At 63.5% G+C, this 11,610-nt stretch carries 8 protein-coding genes and 1 pseudogene; 5 read left to right on the forward strand and 4 right to left on the reverse strand.

The features are described 5' to 3' along the window. The first annotated feature begins 6 nt into the window (after positions 1-6). The 4 genes from HAQ05_RS09645 to HAQ05_RS09660 all read left to right on the forward strand — a co-directional run bounded on the left by HAQ05_RS09645 (position 7) and on the right by HAQ05_RS09660 (position 4,365). Positions 7-1,338, forward strand: coding sequence for an LLM class flavin-dependent oxidoreductase (locus HAQ05_RS09645; protein ID WP_190419835.1), 1,332 nt, complete (start codon positions 7-9; stop codon positions 1,336-1,338). 89 nt (positions 1,339-1,427) lie between these two features. Next, positions 1,428-2,456: an NADP-dependent oxidoreductase gene (locus HAQ05_RS09650; protein WP_190419837.1), complete on the forward strand. Its 1,029-nt coding sequence runs from the start codon at positions 1,428-1,430 to the stop codon at positions 2,454-2,456. Between the two features lie 37 nt (positions 2,457-2,493). Further along, on the forward strand, positions 2,494-3,093 hold the full coding sequence (gene recR / locus HAQ05_RS09655) for a recombination mediator RecR (protein ID WP_190419839.1): 600 nt from the start codon (positions 2,494-2,496) through the stop codon (positions 3,091-3,093). 141 nt (positions 3,094-3,234) lie between these two features. After that, positions 3,235-4,365 carry a GNAT family N-acetyltransferase gene (locus tag HAQ05_RS09660; protein WP_190419841.1) on the forward strand — a complete coding sequence of 377 codons (1,131 nt, stop codon included), beginning with the start codon at positions 3,235-3,237 and terminating at the stop codon, positions 4,363-4,365. Positions 4,366-4,512: 147 nt separating this feature from the next. Here HAQ05_RS09660 and HAQ05_RS29435 read toward each other — a convergent pair whose 3' ends face one another. The 4 genes and pseudogenes from HAQ05_RS29435 to HAQ05_RS09675 form a co-directional block, all read right to left on the reverse strand. Further along, positions 4,513-4,944, reverse strand: coding sequence for a methyl-accepting chemotaxis protein (locus HAQ05_RS29435; protein ID WP_420825765.1), 432 nt, complete (start codon positions 4,942-4,944; stop codon positions 4,513-4,515). A gap of 108 nt (positions 4,945-5,052) precedes the next feature. Beyond that, a pseudogene (locus tag HAQ05_RS29440) lies at positions 5,053-5,832 on the reverse strand (PAS domain-containing protein); the annotation flags it as partial. Positions 5,833-5,940: 108 nt separating this feature from the next. Then, on the reverse strand, positions 5,941-7,164 hold the full coding sequence (locus HAQ05_RS09670) for a GAF domain-containing sensor histidine kinase (protein WP_190419845.1): 1,224 nt from the start codon (positions 7,162-7,164) through the stop codon (positions 5,941-5,943). A gap of 93 nt (positions 7,165-7,257) precedes the next feature. Next, positions 7,258-9,846, reverse strand: a complete 2,589-nt coding sequence (locus HAQ05_RS09675; RefSeq protein ID WP_190419847.1) for a bifunctional diguanylate cyclase/phosphodiesterase — start codon at positions 9,844-9,846, stop codon at positions 7,258-7,260. Between the two features lie 606 nt (positions 9,847-10,452). Between HAQ05_RS09675 and HAQ05_RS09680 the strand changes: the two genes are divergently transcribed. Further along, entirely contained in the window at positions 10,453-11,478 is a 1,026-nt protein-coding gene (locus HAQ05_RS09680; protein WP_190419849.1) for an MBL fold metallo-hydrolase, read from the forward strand. Positions 11,479-11,610: the final 132 nt, after the last annotated feature.

Below are 11,610 nucleotides of genomic sequence, written 5' to 3' on the forward strand. Positions count from 1 at the left end.
GGTTCCATGACCCACGCTCCCCGGCAGTTGCACCTGGCCGCCTTCCTGCTTAGCGGCCCGGTGATTCACAGCCACGCCGCCTGGCGCCACCCGAATACCCTCGGCCACTTCCTTGAACCGGAATACTACGCGCGTACCGCGCGGGTGGTAGAAGAGGGCTTGTTCGACTTTTTATTCTTCGCCGACCGCCTGGCGGTTGGCGACCAAATGGGCGGCTCGAGGGAATTCGCGCTGCGCTATGGCGCCCAGGACGCTGCCCGGCTAGACCCACTGCCCCTGCTGGCCTACCTGGTGGGGCAAACCCGCCGCCTGGGCCTGGGCTGCACCCGCTCCACCACCTACTACGAGCCGGCCCATGTGGCGCGGGCGTTCGCCACCCTCGACCATCTTTCCAAGGGGCGTGCGGCCTGGAACATCGTCACCTCGATGAACGACAGCGAAGGCCGCTTGTTCGGCAAGGCCAAGCACCTTGAGCACGACCTGCGCTACGACCGTGCCGATGAGTTCGTCGAGGTCGCCTGCAAGCTGTGGAACAGTTGGGCGCCCGGCGCCCTGAAGCTGGACCGCGCCAGCGGCGAGTTGGCCGACCCGGCTGGGGTCACGTCGGTCAATCACAACGGTACCTGGTTCCAAGTAGAGGGGCCATTGAACATCCCGCGCAGCCCCCAGGGGCGCCCGGTGTTGATCCAGGCCGGTTCTTCCGGCCGTGGCCGGCGGTTCGGTGCACGCTGGGCCGAGGCGATCTTCACCATCCAGCCGAACCTGGCGGCGGCCCGTGCATTTCGTGACGACGTGCGCAGCCAAGCGCAGGCCGCCGGGCGCAACGCAGACCATTGCAAGGTGCTCACGGCGGTGATGCCGTTCATTGGCGCGAGCGAGGCCGAAGCCCGCGCCAAGCGCGACCAGCACAATGCCCTAGCGCGACCGGAGCTTGGCTTGGTGACGTTATCCTCGCAACTGAACTTCGATTTTTCCGCGTTCAGCCTCGACACGACGGTGGGAGCGCTGGCGGCGCTGCCAGATACGCCCCCGGCGGTGGCGGAAAAACTCCTCGGCCAAGGGGCTGATACCACCCTGGAAACATTGGGGCGCAGCTACGCGGCCAGCGTGAGGGTGCCACAATGGGTAGGTACCGGCGCACAGGTCGCCGAGCAGTTGGCGGGGTGGTTCGAGCAGGGCGGTTGCGACGGTTACGTGATTTCCCCCGGCTACCTGCCTGGCTCGTTCAGTGAGTTCGTTGAAGCGGTGGTCCCGCACCTGCAGCGCCGTGGCCTGTACCGCCGTGGCTACGAGGGCAGCACGCTGCGTGAGCACCTTGGGTTGCCGCCGCTGGGGTGAGAACCGGGCCGGCCAGTGCTTCACCCAGACTGAACGCGTAGCGCGGGGGCCGGTCCTTTGATTCATCGTCCCTTAGCAGGAGCCTGCTCATGTCGACCGAACTGCCACTGGCCCAACGTTTTGTCCTGGCCTCGCGCCCCAGCGGCGCGCCCGCGCCCGAACATTTTCGCCTGGAGCGCTTCACCCCGCCGCTGCCGCAGGCGGGCCAGGTATTGCTGGAAACCCTTTACCTGTCCCTGGACCCTTACATGCGCGGGCGGATGAGCGATGCGCCGTCGTACGCGCCGCCGGTGCAAGTCGGCGAGGTGATGGTCGGCGGCACGGTCAGCCGCGTGTTGCAAAGCCAGCACCCCAGGTTCCACGAAGGCGACCTGGTGGTGAGCATGGGTGGCTGGCAAACCCACTCGCTCAGCGACGGCAGCGGCCTTGCGCCCCTGCCGCCGGACCTGCCCAGCCCGTCGATGGCCCTTGGGGTGCTCGGTATGCCGGGGATGACCGCCTATATGGGCCTGACCCATATTGGCCAGCCCAAGGCTGGGGAAACCCTGGTGGTCGCGGCCGCTTCCGGGCCGGTGGGCTCGGTGGTCGGGCAGTTGGCCAAGCTTAACGGCCTCAAGGCGGTTGGCGTGGCCGGCGGGCCCGATAAATGCCGCTACGTGGTGCAAGAACTGGGCTTCGACGCCTGTGTAGACCACAAAAGCCCGCATTTTGCCGAGGAGTTGGCCCAGGCGTGCGACAAGGGTATCGATGTGTATTTCGAGAATGTTGGCGGCAAGGTATTCGATGCGGTGCTGGGGCTGCTCAACCCTCAGGCGCGCATCCCGTTGTGCGGCCTGGTGGCCGGTTACAACCAAGGCGAACTGCCACCAGGCCCTGACCGCAGTGGGCTACTGCCCCGCGCACTATTGACCAAGCGCGCGAAGATGCAAGGTTTTATCGTGTCCGACGACTTCGGCGACCGCCAGGGCGAATTCGTGGCGGCCATGGCACCCCTGGTACGCGAAGGTAAGGTGAAGTTTCGCGAGGATGTGGTGCAGGGCTTCGAGCAAGCGCCGCAGGCTTTTATCGGCCTGTTGGAGGGGAAGAACTTCGGAAAATTACTGGTGAAAGTGGTATAAACCGGCGCTTCGCCGTTTGTTTGCCAGGTATTTCGCGATGAGCTTCAGCCCGCTGATCCGCCAATTGATCGACGCCCTGCGCACGCTGCCCGGGGTGGGCCAGAAGTCTGCCCAGCGCATGGCGTTGCAATTGCTCGAGCGCGATCGCAGCGGGGGCACCCGCCTGGCCCAGGCATTGGCCCAGGCCATGGAGGGCGTGGGGCATTGCCAGCAGTGCCGCACGCTGACCGAGCAAACCCTGTGCCCACAATGCGCAGACCCGCGCCGCGACGACACCGTATTGTGCGTAGTGCAGGGCCCAATGGATGTGTATGCGGTGGAACAGACCGGCTACCGAGGCCGCTACTTCGTGCTCAAGGGCCACCTGTCGCCCTTGGATGGGCTGGGCCCGGATGCGATCGGTGTACCGCAATTGATGGCGCGCATCGAGGCACAAAGCACCTTCCAGGAAGTGATCCTGGCCACCAACCCCACGGTCGAGGGCGAGGCCACCGCGCATTACATCGCCCAATTGCTGCTGGAAAAAGGCCTGTTGGTGTCGCGTATCGCCCATGGCGTACCGCTGGGTGGCGAGCTGGAATTGGTCGATGGCGGCACCTTGGCGCATTCCTTCGCCGGGCGTAAGCCAATGCTATAGCCCACGGCATATCGTAGGCCGGCGGTAACGAGCAGGGGCTGGGTAACGTGTTCAGGTACGCGGCCTGTTTGAACCTGAAAGGCGACGACACGGGGTTTTTCTGGGATATTGGCGTGAACAGCCGCGTTGCGTGGAGGCCCGATGCCGATCAAGACCCTTACCCGCCTCGACAGCCTTGCCCCGGCCGAGTGGGATGCATTGTTGCCCCATGCCCAGCCGTTCTTGCGCCATGGTTTTCTCAGCGCCCTGGAAGCCAGTGGTAGCCTGGCCCCAGGCAGCGGCTGGCAGGCTGAGCATTTCGTGCTGGAGGAGGGCGGCCAGTTGCAGGCGGCGCTGCCGGCTTACCGCAAATGGCACAGCTATGGTGAGTATGTGTTCGACCACGGCTGGGCCGATGCCTGCCGGCGTGCGGGCGTGCGCTATTATCCCAAGTTACTGTGTGCGGTGCCGTTCAGCCCGGTGACCGGGCCGCGCCTGTTGGCACCCCGGCTCGACGCCGGCCTGGCCTTGCTCAAGGCACTCCCGGCGCACCTTCAGGCCGAGGAGCTGTCTGGCGCCCACCTGAACTTCAGCGAGCCGGCGCTGGATGCGCACATGGCCAGCCTGCCCGGCTGGCTGGAGCGCTTGGGTTGCCAGTACCACTGGCACAACCGGGGCTACCGCGACTTCCAGGACTTTCTCGATGCCTTGAGTTCGCGTAAGCGCAAACAAATGCGTAAAGAACGCGAGCAGGTGGCCGGGCAGGGCATCGACTTCACCTGGCACCAAGGCGGCGAGCTTGCCGAGGCACAGTGGGATTTCGTCTACGCCTGCTATGCCAATACCTATGAAATCCGCGGCCAGGCCCCCTACCTGACCCGTGCGTTTTTCAGCCTGCTCGCCGAGCGTATGCCCGAGGCCATTCGCGTAGTGTTCGCGGTGCAGCATGGCCGGCCGGTGGCCATGGCCTTCAGCTTGGTTGGTGACGGCTGTTTGTACGGCCGCTATTGGGGGAGCTTGGCAGACTTCGACCGCCTGCACTTCGAAACCTGTTTCTACCAAGGGATGGACTACGCCATCGGCCATGGGCTGGCGCACTTCGATGCCGGCGCACAGGGCGAGCACAAGCTGATCCGTGGCTTCGAGCCGACCCTCACGCGCTCCTGGCATTACCTGTTGCACCCGGGCTTGCGCAACGCGGTGGCCGAATTTCTCGAACAAGAGCGGGCCGGCGTGCAAGCCTATGCCGAACAAGCCCGTGACGCACTGCCGTATAGGCAAGCGGGTGCATGATATCGGCGGGGCAGGTGGTATCGCCGCTTAGCCTGCATGTTGACCTTCGCGCCCTAGGCGCTACTGGGGTGTCTCAGCCTTTCGCACGAGCATTGACGGGCGAAAAGGCACCGTCAAAAGGGTATAGCCAACTTCTGAAACACCGTACTAAGTGCTGAGCTGGGTGGCGAATTTTTCCACCGCACTGACCACCTTCTGCGCGCCATCCTGGATCTCGACGATCACTGCGCCAGCCTGGCTGGCCAGGCCCAGGCCTGCCTCGGCCTGTTGCTTGCCCGTGCCGATCACCGCTACGGCGTCGGAGGCCAGCTTTTGGTTCTGCTGTACCACACCTGCGATTTCGGCAGTGGCCTGGGTGGTGCGCGAGGCCAACTGGCGTACTTCGTCGGCGACTACGGCAAAACCTCGGCCTTGTTCCCCGGCCCGTGCTGCCTCGATAGCGGCGTTGAGGGCCAGCAGGTTGGTCTGTTCGGCGATGCCGCTGATCGTTTTGATAATGGTGCTGATCACCTGGCTTTGCTGGTCGAGTGCCTCGATACCTTCGGCTGCATCCTGCATATGCCCGGCCAGCTTACCCATCACCGACACCGTTTGCTGCACCACATCTGCGCCGCGTTGGGCGCTGGTGTCGGTGTGCACCGAAGTGTTGTAGGCGATGGTCGCTGCTTCGGCTACCGCTCGCTCCCGTTCTACCTGGTCAGTGACGACCGTTGCGAATTTCACGACTTTGTGTAAACGGTCGTTGGCATCGAATACCGGGTTATAGGATGCCTCCAACCATACCACGCGGCCCAGGTGATCCACCCGCTCAAAGCGGCCGGCAACGAATTCACCCCGGCGCAGCTTTTCCCAGAACGCTTGGTATTGCGCGGTCTTCACGTCTTGCGTGGGGCAAAACAGGCTGTGGTGCTTGCCCTTGATCTGTTCCAGCCGATACCCCATGGCTACGAGGAAGCGATCATTGGCCGTGAGCACGTTACCGTTGAGGTCGAACTCGATCACGGCGGTGGAACGCAACAGCGCCTTGATGAAACTTTCGTGTTCGCGGGAAGTTTCGATGGTGCGGGTTAAGTCCGTGGCATAACCGGCGAAACTCAGTAATGTCCCGGTAGCGTTGCGTACGGGGTGCAGGATCACCCGCAGCCAGGCCTCTTCGCCGTTTTTGCGCAGCAGGCGCAGCGCGCCGGCAAAGTGATCACCACGGTTGATGGTGTCGCGAATACGCCGGTGGAAGTCACTGTGCTTAACGTGGCCTGGCACGATATCTTCCAGCGGCCGCCCGCTTAGCTCATCGGAACGGTAACCCATCTCTTTTTCGAAATTGCCGTTGACGTTGATAAACCGACCTTGAACGTCTAGGCAGATGTAGATCATCTCCTGGTCCAGGCCGTCGCGGATCTGTTGAACGCTGGCGAGTTCACCGCGCAGCGTAGCCAGTTCTTTTTTGTAGCGCTGGTTGAAGAACATTAGGGCACCTGGGCACAGCCTTGGGGGGTTAGCCACTTCATCGACTCGCCCAGGTGAGTCTTGAGTACCGTTGGGGGATTATTTTCCGAGGGGGCGCCGGGTATTCGTTTACTTCGGCGCCGGCAGCGCCAGCGAGGTGTCGCTGCTTGGCAGCGGCAAGCGGAACGTGAACAGCGTACCCAAGGCCTTTGAAGAAGACACGTCGAGGGTGGCACCGTGTGCCTGGGCGATTTGCTGGGCAATGTAAAGGCCCAGGCCCAGGCCGCTGCGGGTAGGCTCTGTGGCCAGGCGTGAGAAAGGCTGGAACAGCTTGCCGAGCAAGGCCGTTTCGATCGGTTCACCGTGGTTGTGCACGCTGAGCACGAAATACCCGCCCTCGCAGCCCGCCCGCACGGTCACCGGGGTATCCGCGGCGCCATGAACGATGGCGTTGCTCAGCAGGTTGGACAGCAATTGCCCCACGCGCTCGCCGTCGCAGTGCACGCCCGCCAACTCGCCCAATTGCAGTAGCAAGCTACGGTGGGGGTGGATGTGTTGCAGTTCGTCGACCACATGGCGCAGGGTGACCGCCAATTCCGGGCATTCTTGCATGTGCACCGAAAGCCCCGAGCCAAGCTTGCCCCGGGCAAAATCCAAGACGTCTTCGACCAGGCGTGATGCGCGGCGGCTACAGCTTACGATGTGATCGAGCACGGCGCGGTTGCGTTCATCGTGGCGCCGCCGTAGCAGCAGTTGCGCCCCGGCTTCGATGGCGAACAGGGGGTTGCGCAGGTCGTGGCCGAGCACGGCGATGAATTGCTCGCGCAGTTCGGCCAATTCGCGCTCGTGGCGCAGCGCTGCCTCGGTGCGCAGCATCTGCGCTTCACTGTCGATTTGCACGGCAATCAACCGGGCAAAGCCTTCCATCATCGCCTGCACGCTGCTGCCCTTAAGCCGGGCCGGCAACGGGTCGAAGGCGCACAGCGTGCCGAAAAAGCTGCCCTCGCCGAGTACGATGGGCACCGAAATGTAGCTTTCGAAGCGGTACTGGCGTGGCGCGTCATGGTCGCGATAAACCGGGTCGGTGCTGGCTTTGTCGATCACCACCGTGCCCAGGCTGGCGAGCACCTCCTGGCACAGGGTGCTTGGCAGCGGCAGCTCACCACCTACCTGCAGGCCGAAGCCAAGGCGGTCAAGTACGGCGCAGGCCGCCCAGTGCTGGTCTGTGACGCGGGCAATGGTCACGAAGCGCAGGCCACTGCTTTCTGCAACTACCTGCAGAATCGAGGGCACTGCGTGAATCCTGCCGATCATGGCGATGTCGGCTGCCGCGCTGTTCAACGTATGAACCATTAGGCCAGCACTTCCTTGAACACATTGAACTGATAGCCTTGAGTCTAGCGGCCCCTGGCGCGGCTGTAAAAGCGCGCCTTGCTGACCGGTTGGTCAATGTGGCCGGCGTTTACGGCCAATGCGAAGATTTTCGTTGGCCGCCGCCACCTCATGCTGCGCCAGGAGGATCGACAACGCGGCCTTGTCTACCGGCCGGCTAAGGTAGAAACCTTGCACTTCGTGGCACCGGTCCTTGATCAGGGCCGCCAGTTGTTGCTCGGTTTCCACGCCCTCGGCGGTCACCTTGAGGCCCATGGCCCGGGCCAGGTTGATGATCGCTTGGACCACGGCGCGGTCCCCGCCGCCACTGGTACCGTCCATGGCACAGATGAAGCGCTTGTCGATCTTGATGCTGTCGAAGGGGTAGGTACGCAGGTAGCCCAGCGACGAATAACCGGTGCCAAAATCATCCATGTTCAAGCGCACGCCCAACTCCTTGAGCGCTTGTAAGGTTCCCAAGGCATTGTCAATGTCGCCAAGCATCATGTTTTCGGTAATTTCCAGCTCCAGCCGGCGTGCCGGAAAACCGGTTTGCACCAAGGTGTCGCGGATATCGGCGACCACATCACTGCGCAAGAACTGCGCCGGGGATAAGTTCACCGACACCAGCAGCGCGTCGGGCCATTGCAGGGCGGTTTCGCAGGCTTCGCGCAGCACCCAGCGGCCAAGCGGCACAATCAAGTCGGTTTGCTCGGCCAACGGGATGAATACATCTGGCCCCAGCAGGCCATCGACTGGGTGATTCCAGCGTACCAGCGCTTCCACCGCGACAATGCGCAGGCGGTCGACCTGATAGCGGGGCTGGTAGTGCAACACGAATTCGTTGTTTTTCACTGCCAGGCGCAATTCGCTTTCCAACTGCCGGCGGTGTTGGATTTGCGCGCTCATTTGCTCGGCGAAGTAACGCCAGCCGCCTTTGCCACTGGCCTTGGCCTGGTACAGCGCGATGTCGGCGCAGCGGATCAGTTCATGGCCATCGTAGCCCTGCAGGCGGCTTTGGGCGATGCCGATGCTAGCGCCGACTTGTAACACGTGGCCTTCATGTTCGATTGGTTGCTGCACGCTGTCGATCAGCCGCTGGCAGAAGCGGTCGACCTCGAAGCGTTGCTCCAGGCCGCAGAGCACCAACACAAATTCGTCGCCACCGAGCCTGGCGACAAGGTCCAGGTCACGGCTGCACGCTTTGAGCCGTTGGCCGGCTTCCATCAGCACCGCATCGCCGGCAGCATGGCCGAGGCTGTCATTGATAGGCTTGAAATGGTCCAGGTCTACCAGCAACAGCGTCAATGCCGGCCCATGTTGGCCTGCGGTCAACGCGTCTTCGAGGTAGCGCAGCAGCAGGTTGCGGTTAGGTAGCCCGGTCAGCGCATCGTGCAATGACAGATGCTGAATGCGCGCGTGGGCAGCTACCTCGTCAGTGATGTCGCTGGCGGTGCCGCGAAACCCACTGATGTTACCGCGGGCCACGATAGGTCGCGCCGAAACCCGGCAGTAGCGTAACGCGCCGCTGTGGTCACGGTAGGCACAACGCAGGTTCGAAACGGTTGCCGGGGCATCGGGAAGGGTGGCTAACCAGGGGCCGATGGGGGTGGTGTCGCAACTGAGTAGTTGCTCGATCGGCCGGCCCAGCCAAGCATCGGCGGCAAAACCAGTGACCGCGGCGAAGCGGTTGGACAAGTAGGCCAGGCGGCCGCGCGCGTCGGTTTCCCAGATCCAGTCCGACGCGGCCTCAGCCACCGCGCGAAAGCGCTCTTCGCTGGCTTCAAGGGCATCGGTACTCTGGCGCAGCGAGGTGAAGCTGGCGTCGATCTGTTTAGAGGCGCGCAACACGAAGCGAAAGCAGTAACCGAGCAGCAGGGCCAGCACCGCCGCCACGGCCAACAGGCTCGGCAGCACTGTCCAGAGCAACTGCGCGCCTGGGGCAACGGGCGTCCAGGCCAGGTGATAGCCAGTGCCAGGTAATGGCAGTTGCGCGCCTTTACCGCTATCGCTTCCCGGCTCCAGGCGCAGTTCGGCCAGGCCGTAGCCGTTGCCGATTTCCAGCAGTTTGGCCGGGGTCAACTGGTCGGCCAGCACCAGCACCGTACTGCCTTCGCCCGTGGGCACGGCGCTGCTGCCAGCAGGCTGGATCACCGCGCCGGTGATCAGTGCGGGCCAGCCATACACCAGGCCCAGCCGCGTGGCGGCTTGCTTGCGCGGCGCGGCAGCACGGGCCTCGCTGAGTAAATCGGGCATTGCCGGCAGTTCGCGGGCGCTGGGCTGGCCCCGGTAAAGCGCATATTGGGTGCCTTGGTCGTCGATCACGAACACTGCGTCGAACCCGGCCTGGGTGAACACGCCGGTGCCCAGGTTGTTCTGCTCATACGCCCAGGCGCGGTCTATGTGGCCTACCAGGTGCTGGAAGGCCCCATCGCGCACTGCATAGCTCAACGCCGTGGTGCGGTTGTTGGCGGCGCGGATATCCAGCGCCTTTTGCGCATAGAAGCGGCCTTGGCGAATTTCGTCATGGTCAAGGCCCTGGGCAATGCCAATCACAGCGGCGCCGGCGATCAGGAATGCTGTGGCGAATAGCGCTCCGATCAGCACGAGAAAACGCCGCGTGCGGCGCCAGTGCGGCGCCGACTGCCAAGCAAGGGTGGGCATAGGCGTGCGTCCCCGTCTGTCCTTGTGGTTGCACCGCTGTCTTATGATTGGGAATAGAACAGCCGGCCCGGATTGTCATCCTTCAGCGCTAAAATTGCCGCGGCGCGAACAAGTGCCGCTAGTGGGGTGTTTCAGAAGTTGGCTGCACGATTTTGACGGTGCCTTTTTCGCCGGGCTGCGTTGCCGCGCCTCGCCATAGCCCTGCTATGGCTCGTCACGGCGCCTTGCCCGGCAACAACATGCTCGCGTCAATTCTCGTGCGAACTTCTAAAACGCCACACTAAGCATCTTGAACGGGTAAAACCTAGGTAGGTTCCCCGCCAATGTGGTATCTCAGAGGTTGGCTGCACGCTTTTTAACGGTGCCTTTTGCCGCAGGGTCGCGTTGCCGCGCGCCAGCAACACCGTTCATCCGCCAGGGCCGGCCCCACTGGGGCCCGGCGAATGCGCCGCTGGCCGCCCGCCGTTGCGCTGTGTGGGCCATTACAGAGCGGCGGCGGCCGCGGCGGGGCTTGAAATGCGCCGCACGGGCACCCATGTTTGTGCGGGTGGCGCGAAGGCGTCGCGGGCAATGAACCTTTCTGAACCCTCGGAGTGGCCCCTTCTTATGTTGCCAACCCCCGCCGATGCCGCTGAAAAACTGGCCGACGCCTTAAACCCCGCGCCCTTCGAACAGGGCCGTTACCGCAACCTCGCCGTGCAGCCGAAAGACGGCGTGCTGAAAAAACTCAAGATCGGCTTCAAGTTCCTGCTGCGGCGCAAACCGCCTTATACCCGGCCCCAGAGGCCGATCCCGGTGCGGCCGCTGGACCGCGAGGCGCTGTTGGCATCGCCCGATGGCAGCCTGTGGCGGCTGGGCCATTCGACCGTACTGATCAAGGCACAAGGGCTGTTCTTCATCACCGACCCCGTGTTCAGCGAGCGCGCCTCACCCGTGCAGTGGGCAGGGCCGTTGCGGTTTCATCAGCCACCGATCACCCTGGAAGCTTTGCCACCGATCAAGGCCGTAATTCTTTCGCACAACCACTATGACCACCTCGATGAGGCCGCCGTCAAACGCTTGGCCGAGCACGCCGAATGGTTCTTGGCGCCGTTGGGGGTGGGCGACACCCTGGTGAAATGGGGTATTGCAGCGCACAAGGTGCGCCAGTTGGACTGGTGGCAAGAGACCGACATCGACGGGGTGCGCTTCGCCGCCACGCCCACCCAGCACTTCTCCGGGCGCGGGCTGTTCGACAGCAATGCGACGCTGTGGGCCTCGTGGGTGATGATTACGCCTGCCTGGCGGCTGTTCTTCAGTGGCGACTCTGGCTACTTCAACGGCTTCAAGCTGATCGGCGAGCGCTATGGCCCGTTCGACCTCACCTTGATGGAAACCGGCGCCTACAACGTAGCCTGGCCGGCGGTGCACATGCAGCCCGAACAAAGCCTGCAGGCGCACTTGGACCTGAACGGGCGCTGGCTACTGCCGATACACAACGGCACCTTTGATTTGTCTACCCACCCCTGGCATGAACCGTTCGACCGCATCAGCGCCCTGGCCCAGGCCGCAGGGGTGGCGCTGACCACCCCGCAGATGGGCGAGCAGGTAAATATCGCCGCGCCGCAGGCGACAGGCAAATGGTGGGAGTAACGCGATACGCCTCACCGCAATAGAGGTTAGCCGCCGCTGGGGCCGAGCACTGCGGCACCGCTTGCTTTACCCCACGGTAAATGGGCCTGGCGCCGGTGGGCAAGCAACGGCGGGCGCGGCCTACAAGGGGTG

This window comes from Pseudomonas typographi, assembly GCF_014694385.1.
Lineage (GTDB): Bacteria > Pseudomonadota > Gammaproteobacteria > Pseudomonadales > Pseudomonadaceae > Aquipseudomonas > Aquipseudomonas typographi.